The organism is Bacteroides reticulotermitis JCM 10512 (assembly GCF_000517545.1).
GTDB lineage: Bacteria > Bacteroidota > Bacteroidia > Bacteroidales > Bacteroidaceae > Bacteroides > Bacteroides reticulotermitis.
The window spans coordinates 1-16,510 of sequence record NZ_BAIV01000039.1 but is presented as its reverse complement, the minus strand read 5'-3'; the positions used below and the strand labels follow the sequence as shown (position 1 = coordinate 16,510).

Below are 16,510 nucleotides of genomic sequence, written 5' to 3'. Positions count from 1 at the left end.
ATTATTTTACTTGATAGCCAAATCAATACCTTCTTTCGCGTATTGCCATTGACTAGCCTTTTTCAAATGAATCATATCAAAGAGGAAGTATCCGTCACAAACGTCCATACACGCCTTGACGGATTGGACAATTGCTTGGTTTTCCTGCTCCTGAGTGGCTTGATTGTTGGCATCCCAGTTTCCTACATCCGGTCCTCCGGCAACGATCGGACACGCATTCTTTATTTTATCTTTAGCCAGTGCGCAAAAGCCTGCCATTGTCCACTCGGTAGTACCCTGAACTTTTAACGGGGAGGCATAAGCACCAATAAGCATATGGTCCATAAACGCTGCATAACCATAGTCCTTATATTTACTTGTAGCCCAGTTGTAATACCGGGAAGTGTCGTATGTCGAGGCCGCCCAATTGACACCCACATCATAATAAGTAGAATACCATCCTCCTACATAAACACCGAACTTTATTTTCGAATTGGTCTCTTTTACAGCCGAACGTGCTTTCTGCATAAAGTCGCAGATTACCTTGGCGCGAAACTCCAACCATTTAGTCATGTACGGCGGATAGGTAGACGGAAGGCTTGTTGAACCCGGAAGTAAAATATCGGACGGATAATTCTGTATCTTAGTCCCTCCTAAGTATGCTTCAAACTGCTTACGAGATTCATCCGAAAAATCGGATTGTAGGTTCAGAAATCGTCCTCGATCTAAAAAGATTCCATCCAAGTCATATTTGGCTAAGTCTTTAAGTAGATTGCAGAGGTAGGTCTGGACTTCCGGATTAGCCGGATTCAAGAACTTTGTGCTCTCACTCGTATTCATTACGTTCACAATGCCTGTCAGCATATTCATTTGGGTTGCCCAAGCAGTTTTAGACTGATCACGGTATAGCATTCCTGTACCTCCATCCGATTGACTTCCACCAACAAATGTATTAATAGCGGCGTGAATACGAAGCCCTTGCTTACGAGCCTCATCAACAAAAGCCTGCAAATAGTCCCAAGTAGCTGTTCGTTCTATTTTGGTATAATTACCTCCCACCCAGGCATACAGAAATTTCACTTGGTCTACCACATTGGTGGTAAACAAGACATCTCCGGTATTCGGACGCACGTCCACCACAATGTCTGTAAATCCGGCATCCTTAGCCGATGCTAAATCTCGGGCTATATTCTCTTTACTATTGGCGAAATCCGGGAAGTTAGCCGCCGCATCGACCCAAATATAGCGAGGCTTAGCTGCATTTGGATTTTCTGTAGGTTCTTTTCCTCCCCCACCTCCCGTATCGCCCCAATAGTCTTTCGGACCATCATTGCCACACGCTATACAAAAACTGGCGATAAAGACTCCAATCAGTGTCTTAATCAACTTTAATTTAGGTTCCATTATCAAGTGTTTTTTAAATTGAAAATAAAGCCTGCACCTGAAGAGATACAGGCTTTATTCTGAGACAAGCACATTCTTACATATCAATACAGTCACATTGTACACAACCGATGTACCCATTGGTAAACATAAAATAGATATATAGATAGTAACCGTCTGATGAAACTTTCAGAGCTACATCACCTGTACCATTCGCATTTTGTTTGCCCAATGCTTTGGCACCGTAGTTTCCGTTAACTCCCAGCCCATCACTTCCGAACTTAACAGGTTGATTAGTTAATGAATTACCGGAGAGATCAAACAAATAAATACTATCGTCCGTTCCCCAAGTAAAGCTATTTACCGAGTTTGAAAGAGCATAAGGTACCTTATTAAAGACCGTATAGTCTATCGCATTCTGAATCCAGTTTCCACTGATTTCAGGACCATTCGCTTTAATAGTATGTGTCTTTCCATCAAACCAGCAAACATTTCTTGGTGTAGAGTAAAACGCTGCAAAGTAATCACTTGTGGGATCTGCACCGTTTGAATAGATCACATCGGCATTAGTCCCCCAGCCTCCTAAGCCTTGAGTTACGACTAATTCCGGGGTCTGCGACTTCAACACTCCATTTACCACTTGCCAACGAGCGAACTGCCCCGCTGTATTGTAATAAGGAGCTGTAATTATCGCATTTCCATCCAGACTTCCCTGTATAGAGAGTTTACGGCCTATGGCAGAGGTTACATTAAACTCTATGTACTTTTTCGGTGTGTCATTAATTCCCTTAACTCTCCATACGGTAAAGGTAGCACCGGCATTGGGAATTAGGTTACAAAACAGGATATTATCTTCATCATCGGCTGTAGCGTAGAAGTTAGTCAAACTTCCGGCAATACTGCTTATATTGATATTACCCATATTAGCACCTGTACGCCCATCCAAATAAACAGCATTGCTGTTTGCCCGGTCATTAATGACCACGTAATTGTTGATTGCAGCGATTCCCGTGGTTAGATCATTGCTTGTGATACCAACATCTGTAAGTTTCTTAACCCACAACAATTTCGCACTATTGGCGCGTAAGCCGGATGCAATTTTTTCCGGTATTTCTTTCTTTATCGTATATACAGCCTTGCTAGTACCGTCTTGTGCAGTTATAGTAACCTTCTGTTCCTGATCATAATTTAATGCCACTTTAGTAGGATCCGGTGAAATGGTGGCTCCATGAGATATCGTGACATCCGCCAACTCTTCACCTATACTCTCCACGCTGATTAAAGATATAACCTTGGCATTCTCATTGATAACTCCCAGTAGACTAAGGCTTGGAATCAGGTATTTAGTAATGGCACATTCGTTACTCTTACGTATCTCCGGCACTATTTTATATTCATTCTTTGCACCGGTCTGATCTCTTACAGTAATATAATTTTCTTTCGTCATATCTAAATATAACAAAGAAGGAGAAACATAGACATTGTTGTCCAGATCAGCAATAACACGCATCTTCTTCAAAGCAGATGTCTGCAATACATTATCAGATAACCTCGGATAATTATATGGGAAAACCACCTTAATGACACGATTAACATAGTCTATTTCGCTTTTGAAGCTATTTTCATCACGATCATCATCCGGAAAAGAGGCTGTCAGATTATTAATTCCATTCTTTTCAATAGTCGGGTTGAAATCCTCCGGACTATGACACGCACTCATACCTGCTAGAAACGTAATGATTGAAATAATTGATAATATTTTAGTTTTCATTGTTACAAGATTTTAGTTATTTCCACTCATCATATTGTTCTATCAACGCATTGGTATTCAACTCGAGAGTTGGAATAGGCAAAACATACAGCTTCTGTGGGAACTTGCGGTCCAACCCATCACAGTCTACGTACTCATACGTATTATTCGTTATTTTGATGCCGTGACAACGATAGTTATTGTACTCTATATGAGCAAGCTTCCAACGACGCATATCCCAGAATAAATGTCCTTCATAAGCTAACTCTACTTTGCGCTCATTGCGATAGTCTTTAAACCATGTATCGCCGGAAGAAGATTTGCCGGGAAGATTCACTCCCTTACGTCCACGTACACGATTCATTAATGATTGCGCTTCGCCGATCCGATTTAGTCTATAGGCGGCTTCCGCTTTATTCAGCAACACTTCTGCAAAACGAATCTCAACCCATGCTTGCGAACTCAGGATATTCTCCACATCAAGCAGCTTTTCATCAAGCAGCTTGCGCAGGAAATAACCGGTAGTCGTCTTTCCGAAAGAGTATGCTTGCTCGCGATAAGACATAAATTCTCCATTTAGTCCACCGACGCTACAGTCCATGACTTTTCCTTTCCACGTAGATCCTCGATAAATAACTGTTGCTGCAAAACGAGGTTCTAACTCACTGTAAGGAGGAGTATCGGTCGTTGTACTATGCCATGTGGTCCAGTCTACTTTATTCCCGTTTTTGTCTTCGTAACACTCTACCATCTCTTGTGTGGGAGTTCCTGTTGCACCATAATTATACCCATCACTTGCAGGTACATACCATTGATCGAAAGAATGACTTGGGCCGGTAGCTTGATTATAATCAAACTCTAAAATAGATTCTACATTACTACCCTTCCAGGCATCCGCATAATCATCGACTAAATCATATAACTCGAGTTTCTCTACTTCATCAGCAGCATTATAAGCATCCAGCCAACGTTCGGCATACAGCATAGCGCGTGATTTTAACGCGTAAGCAGCTCCTTTTGTCACACGACCTTTATTTGTAACATCCCAGCCTTTCGGAAGCTTTGCAGCTGCGTAATCCAAATCATCGGCTATAAACTGCCAAGTCTCTGCTGCCGTACTACGAGCCTTGTCATTCGATTCGGGAATATTGTCATACAAGATAACTCCCCCATGACGCTTGGCTAGTTGGAAATAAATGTAAGCACGGAAGAAACGAACTTGTGCTTCCCATAATTCATTTTTCTCTACGGAGAATTTTGAGTATTTCTTTTGCAGAACCAAGAACTGATTCATCTGCCGGATATTGCCATATGCCAAGTCTTCTGTCCAAATACTGTATAAGCAGCCATCCGGACTAATCACATCCGGATTAGTGACATAGTTGTTCGGATGTCCGGCCCGATGCCCTAAAGCAACAGAACCGTATTTAAAAGTATCTGTCAACCCTTCTGTTAAAGAGCCTGAGAATTGCGCTTCTCCAAATTGACCATACTTATTTAAAAACGTATAAAACGCATTGACGTATTTATCAACATACGATTCATCTTGCCAGACAATTTCATCACTCACTGTCGATGTTTGTTCAACCCCATCGAGCCAATCATTACAAGAGCTTATAGCAAAGCCTAACGCTAGTAGTAATGTTATATTTAGAATTATTTTTTTCATATGATTCCGTTTTTAGAATGTTAGTTTCATACCGAACGTATAGGTTCTTTGTTGTGGGTAATAACCGTTATTAACCGCCGGAGACTCCGGATCGATATTATACTTAGTAAGCCCGCTTAAAGTAAATAGATTATAGCCTTCCACGTAAAGTCTCAAACCTTCTATACCGGAAGGTGCCAACCACTTTTTAGGAAAGTTGTAACCAAGCTGTGCTGTCTTTAAACGCATATAGTTACCACTCCGATACCAGAACGTTGAAGAAAAACCGTTATTATTACTGGGACCGGAAATCTCCAGACGTGGAAACTCTGCATTAGTATGATCGGGTGTCCAGGAATTCTCAACTAAGAAAGCGGGAGAATTACCACCGTGGTAGAAGGGTTTGGTGAATGAAGTATTATCTTGTACTCCCTCAGAACCGCTTGAAGTGTACTGCCCGGTCAAAGCGACTGAGTTATTCAAGCCCCAAGAGAACAGTAAATCAAAATCAAATCCTTTCCAGCTACCGAACAGGTTCATCGAACCTGTATGGGTGGGGGTAGAACTCTTACCTACATAACCTTGATCCTGAGCAGCAGTTACGATACCATCACCATTCCGATCGACGTATTTAATATATCCGGGAAGTGCTTTATACCCTTTTACAGTCGTATAATTTGCAATATCCTCGTCACTTTGATACAATCCATTGGCTATAAAACCATACTTAGTCCCGATTTGCTTACCCGTCAAACGCTGATATTCAGGAGCATTTTCAGAATCAGTAACCACTTTCAGCCAACGTCCATAAGCGTAAGACCATATAACCTTAACACCATAGTTGAAATTGTTAATATGATTATTGTGAGTTAATGTCACGTCAAAGCCTTTATAATCACTTTTGTTCACATTGCCTGAACTAAAATAGTATCCACCTCTTGATGGGGCATACGATCCGGTAATCCTTGACAATATATCATACTCATACTTATAGAACACATCAAACTCCACACCTAGCAAGCCATTCCACAAAGTAGCGTCAACTCCTAAATTGTAGTTTAAACACTGCGCCCACGACAAATTAGGATTACCTAATATATCGGCATACATCATTGTTTGGCTACTTCCACCGATAATTACCGCATTTTTGTTAATACCCATTGTGTTTCTCCATTGGAATGCACTTACACCACTCGTTGCTGTTTTACCGATACCGGCTCTTAGTTTTAAGTTATTAACCCAATCGGCATTAAACCAACTTTCATTATTTATTCTCCAACCGGCAGAGACTCCCGGTAAAGCTACCCAACGCTTATTCATACCACCAAACAGGTAACTACCGTCATATCTCATGGATGCTTCCAAATAGTATTTGTCATCATAGTTATAATTGGCACGTCCAACAAAACCGGCAACTCGCGTATGTCCGCTATATCCACCAATAGAAGGAAACTTAGTATCTCCAAGTCCGGTTTTATCTATAATATTACTCAATTCATCCAGTTCAATGAAGTCCAATCCATATCCTGTGGCACTTAACGCATTACTCTTATTTTCTCGTGTTTCCGCCAACAATAATGCGCCAACTGTATGCTTACCAAACTTATTATCATAAGTGATGCTCGATTGTGTAGTAAATGTATATCCACGAGAAGCTGCCTCGCTTAAGCTAACTGTATTGCCTGTAGCATCATTGCCCAAAGTATATTTCAAGTCGGTTGACTCAGCGTTGGGCAAACTCATTATCAGTGTTTTATATGGATTAGTCAAGACCTTACTGAAATAGTAAGTCAAATCATATGCGCCTTGGAATTTAAAACTTAATCCTTTGAGCCAGGGAGCATCGTACTTCAAACTAAAATTAGTCTGAATATAGGATGTATTATTCTTGCTGTAACCGGATTCATTGATAGAAGCCAAGGGTGATACCGGTGAAGAAGCAGTAGGCGTAGATACACTATATGTGTTGCCTTGGTATTCGTAAGTAGTCGGTACATAAGGTAGCGCGCGCACAATTTGCTGCGGCACGTTATGCCAATCATCCGGATTAGCGGAATATCGTGGTGCATCTCTTTTTTCGATACGCCCCGACACTCCTAACGTAAAGGTTAGGCTCTTGGTTAGTTTTGCATCGATATTGGAGCGAAGATTTAAGCGGTTATAATTGTATTTATCAATGTTACCTTCTTCTTTCAAATAACCAATGGATGCAAAGAAGCGTACTCTTTCGCTACCTCCGGACGCTGATACATTGTGATGTGTACGAAAGCCTGTACCATAGATTTTATCATACCAATTCGTATTTCCCCATCCATCAACTCCGTCTTTCATCTTCTGAACCATTTCTGATGTAAATATAGGAGAGTCACCTTGCAGCTCTCGCGCCTTATTATACCAATATGCATATCCGGGGCCATCCAACCACTCTTGCTGCTGGGCATTTTCGCTAACACCAACAGTTCCTGTGTAGGTGATGGACATTTTTTCGGATTTACCTTGTTTCGTGGTAACAATAAAAGCTCCGTTAGCATCCAAACCATAAACGGCAACTGCGGATGCGTCTTTCAACACAGAGACTGATTCGATCTCATTAGGGTCTAACCCATTGAAATCGGCAGAAGTACGTCGGATTCCATCAATTACATATACAATTCCACCTTGCCCACGCATGGTTAATGCAGCATTATCCGATCCCGGTTGTCCACTGGATTGCACTGCGGCAACTCCGGCAATACGAGACCCAACAATATTACTGATACTCATTGTTGGAGCCTTCATTAATTCTTTGTCAGACACCGTAGAAACAGCTGCGGTAATACTACCACGCTTTTGTGTACCGTATCCAACCACAATAACTTCATCAAGTGAAGCAACATCATCTTTCATTGTCACAGACAATAAACGTTGATTACTTACTTTGATTTCCTGATTCGCCATACCGATATACGTAAATACCAGCACGTCTTTTTCCTTTGCATTGATCGTGAACTGTCCGTCCATGTTCGTAATAGTCCCACTAGTTGTGCCCTTTACTAAAATGGACACTCCCGGTATCGGTTCACCGCTACTATCACTTACTGAGCCTTTTATTACGTTTTGTGCGAAACTACTCATCACACATAAAAACGTAATGAACAATGAGGTTATAAACCTCTGATTCCATCTGTTTTTTTCCATTACATTACAAGATTTGATAGGTACAATTATTTAGATAGGTTATATATTAAAGTGCTCGCAATATCGATCATATAGATGACCGGCTTGTAGATATGCAGAGTTAGGGCTCATGAAGTGAGAAAATTCGAACGTAATCGCATTTTCCATACCAGCTTTTCTGGCGGCTTCTAGTTTCAACAATAGTTTCTCCCACTTAATAGGCAGAAAGCGTATCGGCATATCACGGTCGAAAGATTCAATGTTAGTCCAACATTTCATATTATACTTATCGGCCAACTTCTTGTTGATCACCAAGTAGTCATACAATTCATGGTAATCGACCTGGCCATCTTGAAATGCCATGATATCGACCGCTCCATTCACATTGTCTAAGATTTCATCCCATTCTTCTTCGTGTTCTTTCACAGACAATGCTTTATCACCGGCTAGCACCTGATCGGTTTTAACCCCATGTATATAAGGAGAAACCATTGTCGTTAAATTACCGGATATACTTTTGGCGTGTTTACCTACTTCAGCATATATTTTGGACATATTCTTCGTACGACGACTGATTTCCTGAGAGAGATACCATCCTTGAAATGATTTATGATGCCCATATTTAGTCCAGACTTCATCAATCAACGCCATATTCAAGTCGATTTCTTTCTGAAATAATCCCTCTTGCCAATACTTACCGGAGTCATACATACCAAAATAGAATGCCATGTTATACTTATCGGCCAACGTTAAAAACATTTCGACCAAGTCTACCGGAGGGTAATAAACGTCTTCTTTCTTCAATAGAGTTTGAAAGGGGGACGCAATCCATTTTCCAAGTCCTGCACGAATCATGACCACTGTATTAATCCCCATTTTCTTCATTGCTTTAAAGTCTTGGTTCCATTCTCTAACACCCCAATTCTGATGGGGTATATCCCAAGTGACTTCATCGAGAAAAGTAGCCTTAATCGGCATACCTTTCAGGGCCTCCGGTGTTATAAATGAACCAAACTCTTCTTTATCTACCATATTTTTCTTTATAGGCGAGCATGCAGTGAGCAGTTTACTTCCAGCCAATAAAGAACATGTAGCAAATGTCGTTTTCAAAAAATTACGTCTTCCGTTGATGTCTTTCATTTTCTTAGTATTTTATAGATTTTCTAATATTTGCCAGCATTGATACAACCCTCTGGGAACATGAAAACATCCCTTCCATTTTCCTCCTTTGAGGGGGAGCAACACTTCACCTCTACGATTCAAGTAACCATACCATTCCGGGTATTCTGTATCTTTGAAATGACTCCATGTGTAATCATGAACTTTTTCAAACCACTCCAAGCATTTTTTATCACCGGTCAATTGGTAACCTTTCAAAAGAGATATTAAAGTTTCGACATGTACCCACCATAGTTTTTGATCCCATTCTAATTGCTGAGGAGGGCATCCGCTACGATCCATAAAGTAATAAATACCTCCGTACTCCTTATCCCAACCATATTCGATCATTGTTAAGGTAACATCTTTTGCTTTCTCAATCAGCTCCGGACGATTCAAGCGTTTACCCAAATCCATGATAAACCACATCGCTTCAATAGCGTGTCCCGGAGTTACTTGACGCCCTTCGAAGCAATCAACCAGATTGCCATCTACATCAACATTCTCTATGATAATGCCTCCTAACTCCGGGCGGTAGAAAACATCCATACTTCGTGAATGCAGGTATCTATGGTCTGTTGTAAATAGTCCTCATCCAATAGGTGCTCTATTTCTAATGCCAGATTACATAGAATCATGGGCAAAGCGAAATTCTTTAGATTGCGGGTACCCGGATGAATTTTATTCCACTTCCCTTTGGGATTATCGACTTTAGAAAGAACTATTTCGAAAGTCTTCTTAGCTATTTCAGCGTATTCGGGATTGCCTGTCGCTAAACTCAACTGCCCGAAAGCCATCGTAGCAAATGTATACGAAAAAACATTATAGGGTCTACCAAAGGATTGCCTTCCCGATCAAGTGAAAAGTACCAGTTGTAGTTGCCATCATGTCCATATCTCTTCAGGAACTCGCCTCCTTGAACTGCACAGTCGAGCCATTCACGGCGCTTTTCAACCTTATTGTACAGCATTGAGAACATCCATACTTCGCGTCCTTGCAGCCAAATAAACTTATCAGTATCAAACACTTTACCTTCACGATTCAGGCAAGTAAAATAACCGCCATACTCATGGTCTTGGGAATGTTCAAGCCAGAACGGGAGCACACTGTCCAGCAGCTCGCTCTTGTATTGATTTGCTAATTTATTAAAATCCATATTCTATTGTTATTTGTTTTTTTAAGGTCATTTCTATACTATTCCGAACGGGTCCAGTATCTTTCAATCTCTTCCAGAGACTTTCCGGCTGTTTCCGGTATCAGCTTCCATACAATAAGTATATATGGTATACACATAGCGGCAAACAACAAGAATGTTCCGGCGGGGGTGAGATTTTGAAGCATCCAGGGGGTTAGTTGTCCAATTAAATAAGTTCCAATCCAAAGAGCAAATCCGGCAATAGACATCGCTAGTCCGCGAATTTTAGTCGGATACATCTCGGAAAGGAGTACAAATACAACTGCGCATATAGATATAGCACAGCAAAAGATGTAGAACAAGAAAAAGACAAGCAAAAAGAGGCTGGAAATTCCACGTGATTCTCCAAATAGGAAATAGGAGCCAATGAGAACCAATGCAACAATCATCCCCGATACTCCATAATAAACGAGTTTCTTCCGCCCTACTCTATCTATAATTATAAGTGCCAAAACGGTAGTCAATGTATTAACTAATCCAACGAGTACTTGATAGAAAAGAGAATCTCCTCCGGAAAGCCCTGCTTTCTCAAAAATGGAAGGTCCATAATAGAGTACAGCGTTCACTCCCATAAACTGTCCTAGAATAGCAATGCACACACCAATGATTACCGCCTTTAGAATACCGGGCTGTAACAACATAGACCAATTTGATTTATCTACGGAAGTGAGCACCGATTTTGTCTCATTCAATTGATTAGTGGCCTCTACAACTGAATTATATATCTTTTGTAAGATATCACCGGCTTTCTGTTCCTGTCCCTTCACAATCAACCAGCGAGGACTCTCAGGAATAAAGAATATAATGATGAAAAAGAATATTGCGGGTAGTACAGCCATTCCAAGCATAGCACGCCACACCTCGGAGATAAATATTTTATTCAACCAGAAAACACCTAACTGACCACCGCTTTCCGACCAAGCCAACAGCTGATAATTTACTAAATAAGCTCCCAGAAATCCGACAGTAACAGCCAATTGATAAAGAGATACCAAACGACCTCTATATTGTGTCACTGCTATTTCGGATATATAAAGAGGGGAAACTATAGAAACCACTCCGATGCCGATGCCACCAATGATGCGACATACCACTAACTGAGTAAAGTCAAGACAAACGGCACATCCCAAAGCTGATGTTGAAAAAAGTACCGCTGCAATAAGCATTGTTAGTCGACGACCAAGTTTATCGCTTAATATTCCCGCAAAAAGAACACCTACTATGGAACCGACCAAAGCACAGCCCACGTACCATCCTTGCTGCAAAGTATCTAATTGGAAAAGGTGAGTAACCTGGGCAATCGTCCCGGAAATTACTGCTGTATCATATCCAAATAGAAAGCCTCCCAATGCAGCGACTACAGAGAGAAATATAAGATAACCAAAATTAATTGTTGATTTCATATCATTTATTTTATTTCAAAATACTCTCTATAGCGATCATATAAGTGTCCTGCCTGTAAGTAAGCCGATTGAGGACTCATAAAATGTGAAAACTCGAATGTAATGGCTTTATCATATCCAGCGCGTTTGGCGGCTTCCAGTTTCATTCGCAACTTATCAAACTTGATTGGCAGAAAACGAATTGGCATATCTCGATCAAAGGATTCTGCATTTGTCCAACATTGCATGCCATATTTATCGGCTAGCTTTTTATTTACAGTAAAAAAGGCATCTAACTCATCATAATCAATATGTCCATCTTGGAAAGCACAAGCATCGACTACATCATGAATGCCGTCAAATATTTCGTTCCACTCTTTTTCGTGTTGCTGAACTGAGACAGCATCCTCTTTCGTTAGCTTTCCTGTACCCATAATAGCTTTCTTGCCATCTATCCAAGGAGAAATGAAGGTTGGAAGTCCATTCGATACATCCTTGCATTGCTTCCCCATTGTATGAAAAGCATCAATTGCACCTTTAGTTGCCCGGCTTATCTCACCACTGATATACCAGCCTCCGAAACTTTTGTATTTTTCACCATACATCTTCCACACTTCATCAATCACGTATTTATTATCCTCAATCTCCCAACTTAAATCCCCTGTATCCCAATATCGTCCTGAATCATAGAGCCCAAAATAAAACTTCATTTGATACTTTTCAGCCAAGCGTAAGTACATATCTACCAAGTCGACCGAAGGCATATAGCAGCCTTTTTTCAAGAGATAGGGCGATGGGTAAGTCATAAACTTACGATAACCGGATCGAATCATAATCACAGTATCAATTCCGATTCGTTTCATGTGCTGAAAATCTAAATCCCACTCTCTTTCTCCCCAGTTCTGATGAGGAATATCATGAGATATTTCGTCCAGGAAAGTTCCTGATATTTTTAAGCCTTTGTTTTTGGGTACAATCAGCTTACTTTGCAGTTCTTCATTTCTAGTTGCCGGTCGGCTTTCCGACCTCGCATCAGTAGCCAACAGCGAGGGGGCAACCAAAGCAGAAGCTCCTGCTAAGGCAGCTTTCTTCAAGAATGCTCTACGATTATTCGTTTCCATTGTTTTTTTATTATTATTTATTGTTCACTTTGATATGTAGATACCTATTGAATATAACTTCCAGCTATATCGATATACTTTTTATGAAACGGATCAAGAATATAATCGATCAAAACAGCCATTTCGCCTCTTTGAATATTCCGTTTCAGATCCAGATTTCGTAATTCGAACTTTCTTCCTAATTCTTCCAATGCATATGTTTTCTCATAGCCTTCGTTCGATGCTATTTCATTAATAAGTTGTAGGGCCTCTCCGATCGTCAATGTTTGTTTTGAAGTGGCAGCTAACAACTCTGACGCTTTCGGGTAAATTTCAGTTAACCCATCCAATTCAGAAATCAACAGGACTGTATCAGCTCGCAACCAAGTTTCATTTGACCAATCAACATTCTTCCCTACCCCCTTCAAAATTCCTGTAGAACCAATACGTTGATAAGAAGCGAACTTCGGATCAGAAACAGGCACATCTAAGTAAGGTAAGAGATAACCCTTAGCATGTAAGATGGCATCCTGCACTTCACGCACCGACACATCACTAACCTTTTCTTTATTCAATATTGCTAAAGCAGCCAATGCTCCTGCTGCTTGTCCGATCTGTAATACTACAGGCTGCAAACGAGTAGTCCCATTTACGATGTTAGAAACAGATATTGATTTTTCTGCTACAATCAAACCCTCTACATCTTGAGGAATAAGTGTACCTAGTGGTAGTCCATACGAAGGAATTGGATGAAAATAAAGATTGGGGAGTTCTTCATAGCCATGGTAACGGGTATGATGATGATCTACCGGATAATCACCTACAGCAATACAAGTACGATATAATTTTTCATCTTGGGTATATGGGCTGAGTATATGATTTAAATTAAAACGCACCAACCCATGAATTCTTCTAGACTCTCTATGATAGGGAATAAAGGGTAGTTTATCTTCAGTCGGATATTCATCATCCGCCAGTCCCAAGGTATTATATCCTAATTCATGTTGCAGGAAATAAACAAAACACATTGTATAGTGCTTTGCGTACGCCAATGCTTTTGCGCGTTCTTCCGGAGCCATCTCAATCAAATTAACATAATAGTCATTGCCTTCTATCGGCCAATTAATCATATATTTATGATTAGGCAATTTCCCATAGGCAATCATCATCTCTTTGGACCAGACGCGGTCGGGTTCTTTAGGAGTTATACATACCGGACTGGCACAGGCACAAGCAAACTCTTTAGGATTATAGCCATCAGGTTTGGGCATTGTCACATCTCTTCCATAGTCTTTCAGAATTGCTACATAAGTAATATCCTGTACAATATTATTTGATTTTTCCGGAGCTATATCTTCTTTTGTATCCGCACGTCTCTCCATGCCAATGTCATATTTCACTCCGCACATCTTAGCCACATCCCCCAATTCGATCGCATCAATCATGATCTTAGCGCGAACTGTTTTTATTCCTTTTCCTTCAATATTGACTTTGGCAATCCATTCGTGGCCTACTCTTTTGACTTCTTTTAGGCAAGCTTGTTTCCAAATCGTCAATTTCTCCTCAGCCGATACCATTTCATGAAAAATCTTATTTCCTACTGAAGGTTCAAACAACACATTGCTTACCCATCCGGTCTTTAAAGAATCAAGAGTTCCATAATGGTTGGCTAAACGATCTCTGAATTCCCCCCAAAGTCCTGCCGGCAACTTATAATTACCATCAATAGCACTTACTCCTGCTGAGGTAAGCATACCGCCCAACCAGCTAGTTTCTTCAACAATTAAAGTTTTCACTCCCATGCGAGCAGCCTGTATTCCAGAAGTCACTCCACTTGCTCCTCCCCCTAGTATTAATATATCGGTAGTATAATCCTCTGCCATTACTGTACAGGAGCCAAATAATAATGCTAAAAGCCAAGCGGAACAAAATAGTATTCGTTTTTTCATCATTAAATATAGGAACCGATAATTAATATTAAATAATACCACATCGCAAATATAGATATATTTATTAAATAAGCAATATTTAATAAACTATTTTATTATCACTAGTGCTTTTAAACATACAAAACGATATAAATAGCTGGAATTTATTAAAATAAACCACAGATCCTCACTATAAAAGTCATATATTACCAATACAATTAGCATAGTTAAGTGGATTATAGATTAAATAATAGATAAAAGGCGAGATTCGAAGAGGACTAATAATAATCTTTTTGCAATAAAGAAGCCTAATTAATAAAATTATTAATTATCTTTGTCCATAGAACAACCATAAAGAAAACATATGAACCAGCAATTCCTAAAAGAAATAGAGATGGGGTCAAAAAAGTGCTCTGGTAAAGAAAAGAATTATCAAGCACTATATATATAATGGTAACTCTACCATTCCCGATCTATCAAAAGAGCTAGATTTGAGCGTACCAACAGTAACCAAGTTCATTGGCGAGATGTGTGAAGATGGTTATATCAATGACTACGGTAAATTAGAAACCAGTGGTGGGAGACATCCGAATCTTTATGGATTAAACCCCGGTTCCGGTTACTTTATCGGAGTGGATATCAAACGATTTGCCGTGAATATCGGGCTGATTAATTTCAAAGGGGAGATGGTCGAACTCAAAATGAATATACCTATAAATTTGAAAACTCTACAGAGGGGATGAATGAGTTGTGCAGACTCATTAGTAACTTCATTAAAAAACTCACAATTAATAAGGAGAAAATACTAAATATCAATGTCAATGTCTCAGGGCGTGTTAATCCGGAATCGGGCTACAGCTTCAGCCAATTTAATTTTGAAGAACGCCCTTTAGCAGATGTATTAGCAGAAAAGCTGGGTACAAAGTAACTGTTGATAACGACACACGCGCCATGACCTACGGAGAATATATGCAAGGGCACGTCAAAGGAGAGAAAGACATTATCTTTGTGAACATCAGTTGGGGAGTTGGAATCGGAATAATTATTGATGGCAAGGTATATACAGGTAAATCCGGTTTCTCTGGTGAGTTTGGACATGTCAATGCCTACGACAATGAAATAATCTGCCACTGTGGCAAGAAAGGCTGCTTGGAAACAGAAGCATCCGGTTCTGCGCTCCATCGTACTCTCCTAGAGCGTATTAAAAATGGAGAAAGTTCTATATTATCGACACGAATAACTGATGAAGATAATCCAATTACACTAGACGAAATTATAGATTCAGTCAACAAAGAAGATCTGCTTTGCATCGAAATAGTAGAAGAAATCGGTCAGAAATTAGGCAAACAAATAGCCGGGCTTATTAATATATTTAACCCTGAATTAGTTATTATTGGTGGTACCTTATCGTTAACAGGCGACTACATAACTCAACCAATCAAAACAGCCGTCCGAAAATATTCGCTTAATTTAGTAAATAAAGATTCTGCAATTATAACCTCCAAACTAAAAGACAGAGCAGGAATTGTGGGAGCATGTATGTTAGCGCGCAGCCGAATGTTTGAGAGTTAAATTATTCAAAGTTCAAGTCAAGTAGTTGGTCAGAAAAAGTTAGCAAAGTTATTCAAAAAAAGCAGAATTATTTTTGTACTTTCAAATAAAGCTGTAATTTTGCACGCCGAAACAGGTAAGGAATCGCCGCTATAGCTCAGTTGGTAGAGCAACGCATTCGTAACGCGTAGGTCTCCAGTTCAAGTCTGGATAGCGGCTCTTTAAAACAGAGGTTTTAATGAATTGGATTTCAACTAATTACAAAACGCTTCATTGATGG

Annotated in this window: 8 protein-coding genes, 1 tRNA gene and 2 pseudogenes; 2 read left to right on the top strand and 9 right to left on the bottom strand. The window is 40.1% G+C overall.

Annotation, left to right across the window (positions count from 1 at the left end; translation table 11 throughout):
* Window positions 1-6: 6 nt before the first annotated feature.
* The 9 genes and pseudogenes from JCM10512_RS18960 to JCM10512_RS18920 form a co-directional block, all read right to left on the bottom strand.
* Window positions 7-1,383 (bottom strand): alpha amylase family protein, encoded by a 1,377-nt coding sequence (locus tag JCM10512_RS18960; RefSeq protein WP_044165340.1) that lies wholly within the window; start codon window positions 1,381-1,383, stop codon window positions 7-9.
* Between the two features lie 76 nt (window positions 1,384-1,459).
* Window positions 1,460-3,133, bottom strand: a complete 1,674-nt coding sequence (locus JCM10512_RS18955) for a DUF5018 family protein (protein ID WP_044165338.1) — start codon at window positions 3,131-3,133, stop codon at window positions 1,460-1,462.
* A 16-nt stretch (window positions 3,134-3,149) separates the two neighbouring features.
* The gene (locus JCM10512_RS18950; protein ID WP_044165336.1) at window positions 3,150-4,781 is read right to left on the bottom strand and encodes a RagB/SusD family nutrient uptake outer membrane protein; all 1,632 of its coding nucleotides are present in this window, start codon (window positions 4,779-4,781) and stop codon (window positions 3,150-3,152) included.
* Window positions 4,782-4,793: 12 nt separating this feature from the next.
* The gene (locus JCM10512_RS18945) at window positions 4,794-7,937 is read right to left on the bottom strand and encodes a SusC/RagA family TonB-linked outer membrane protein (protein WP_044165334.1); all 3,144 of its coding nucleotides are present in this window, start codon (window positions 7,935-7,937) and stop codon (window positions 4,794-4,796) included.
* Between the two features lie 39 nt (window positions 7,938-7,976).
* Window positions 7,977-9,047, bottom strand: a complete 1,071-nt coding sequence (locus JCM10512_RS18940; protein WP_148298475.1) for a DUF4434 domain-containing protein — start codon at window positions 9,045-9,047, stop codon at window positions 7,977-7,979.
* Window positions 9,048-9,068: 21 nt separating this feature from the next.
* Window positions 9,069-10,230: pseudogene (locus tag JCM10512_RS18935) on the bottom strand (n-acyl-d-glucosamine 2-epimerase).
* Between the two features lie 38 nt (window positions 10,231-10,268).
* Window positions 10,269-11,672: a sugar porter family MFS transporter gene (locus JCM10512_RS18930; protein ID WP_044165332.1), complete on the bottom strand. Its 1,404-nt coding sequence runs from the start codon at window positions 11,670-11,672 to the stop codon at window positions 10,269-10,271.
* Window positions 11,673-11,677: 5 nt separating this feature from the next.
* Window positions 11,678-12,772 (bottom strand): DUF4434 domain-containing protein, encoded by a 1,095-nt coding sequence (locus JCM10512_RS18925; RefSeq protein WP_044165330.1) that lies wholly within the window; start codon window positions 12,770-12,772, stop codon window positions 11,678-11,680.
* Between the two features lie 44 nt (window positions 12,773-12,816).
* Entirely contained in the window at window positions 12,817-14,634 is a 1,818-nt protein-coding gene (locus tag JCM10512_RS18920) for an FAD-dependent oxidoreductase (RefSeq protein ID WP_244437323.1), read from the bottom strand.
* A gap of 409 nt (window positions 14,635-15,043) precedes the next feature.
* Here JCM10512_RS18920 and JCM10512_RS18915 point away from each other — a divergent pair.
* Together JCM10512_RS18915 and JCM10512_RS18910 are read left to right on the top strand one after the other, a co-directional pair.
* A pseudogene (locus JCM10512_RS18915) lies at window positions 15,044-16,251 on the top strand (ROK family transcriptional regulator).
* Between the two features lie 125 nt (window positions 16,252-16,376).
* Window positions 16,377-16,449, top strand: a tRNA-Thr gene (locus tag JCM10512_RS18910).
* Window positions 16,450-16,510 lie beyond the last annotated feature (61 nt).

What these genes read in the sequence shown, in the direction of transcription:
- JCM10512_RS18960 (WP_044165340.1), bottom strand. Translation starts at nt 1,383, where the DNA reads ATGGAACCTAAATTAAAGTTGATTAAGACACTGATTGGAGTCTTTATC.
- JCM10512_RS18955 (WP_044165338.1), bottom strand. Translation starts at nt 3,133, where the DNA reads ATGAAAACTAAAATATTATCAATTATTTCAATCATTACGTTTCTAGCA.
- JCM10512_RS18950 (WP_044165336.1), bottom strand. Translation starts at nt 4,781, where the DNA reads ATGAAAAAAATAATTCTAAATATAACATTACTACTAGCGTTAGGCTTT.
- JCM10512_RS18945 (WP_044165334.1), bottom strand. Translation starts at nt 7,937, where the DNA reads ATGGAAAAAAACAGATGGAATCAGAGGTTTATAACCTCATTGTTCATT.
- JCM10512_RS18930 (WP_044165332.1), bottom strand. Translation starts at nt 11,672, where the DNA reads ATGAAATCAACAATTAATTTTGGTTATCTTATATTTCTCTCTGTAGTC.
- JCM10512_RS18925 (WP_044165330.1), bottom strand. Translation starts at nt 12,772, where the DNA reads ATGGAAACGAATAATCGTAGAGCATTCTTGAAGAAAGCTGCCTTAGCA.
- JCM10512_RS18920 (WP_244437323.1), bottom strand. Translation starts at nt 14,634, where the DNA reads ATGGCAGAGGATTATACTACCGATATATTAATACTAGGGGGAGGAGCA.